The sequence below is a fragment of the Sphingomonas sp. 10B4 genome, from assembly GCF_035019905.1.
GTDB lineage: Bacteria > Pseudomonadota > Alphaproteobacteria > Sphingomonadales > Sphingomonadaceae > Sphingomonas > Sphingomonas glacialis.
In genome coordinates this window covers 1-910 of sequence record NZ_JASJVC010000166.1, presented here as the reverse complement: position 1 = coordinate 910, position 910 = coordinate 1, and the positions used below count along the sequence as shown (strand labels likewise).

Genomic DNA, 910 nt, shown 5'->3' with positions numbered 1-910 from the left:
AGGTTTGGGCATCACGCCCATCTATCCCACTCGATTCCCTACGGGAATCCCCAACGTCAGTTTTGCAACAAAGCCCCTTCGTATCATAGCTGCCATCCGTACGCGTGAAGATGACAAACGGCTTGACGACGAGCAGGTCGGCTTTGGGCAGAGCTGGCGACGGGGCTTCGAGCGTGCCGGTGAACCATTGGTCCTGGACTGCGACATCACCAGGCACCGTTTGCGCGCACGCAGCTTGGCCGAAGCCGACTGAGATCGCGATGCCGAGCGTGAGGGAATATTTCATGTCAGAAAGCTCAAGCCCAAAAAAAGGAAAGGTGATCAATCGCGCCAGCCGTGCTGCGCGTTGTGACGCAGCTACCCTTCAGCCAGTAAGCTGCCCTTCGTAACAACCGAGGCTGGATTGTCCGGCCGTACGACGCGCACTCCCCGTCCGTGCAGGGCATTGCAGCCCGCAGTCAGAGGTCGGCGTTGCCACCGAAACGGATATCAAGGGGTCAGCCATCCCTTACCGTTCACATCATAAGAGGGTTACGAAACGGCCGCGATTTCCAGTTTCATCTCGCGATACTGATCGCGCGTAATTTCCCCACTGGCGTAGCGCTCATTCAAGATGGTCGCGGCGTCCTTGCGTTGCGATCCGTCAAATTTGCGGTGAGCGCGGTACGTGTACCCCCAAGTGCCGATGCTTGAGAACACCAGGAAGATGAAGCCCATCCACAAGATCCAGTCCCAGAGAAAATAGGATCCGTTCGAGTTCATATACGACATTGAGAGTCCTCCAGGCGCCGGCTGTTTTGTTTGATCGGTTCGGATGCACCGCCATGACGGATGGATGGCGTCTTTATTCATGAGTCTTCGTACCAGGGCTTTGCCGACCCGGCTTTGCGGTTTGACGACCGCGGCGGGC

Annotated in this window: 1 protein-coding gene and 1 pseudogene; both read right to left on the bottom strand. The window is 57.3% G+C overall.

Annotation, left to right across the window (positions count from 1 at the left end):
* Positions 1–325: pseudogene (locus tag QN347_RS19290) on the bottom strand (hypothetical protein); the annotation flags it as partial.
* Between the two features lie 206 nt (positions 326–531).
* Positions 532–910: hypothetical protein (locus QN347_RS19285; RefSeq protein ID WP_323494336.1), on the bottom strand; the 379-nt coding region annotated here is incomplete at its 5' end.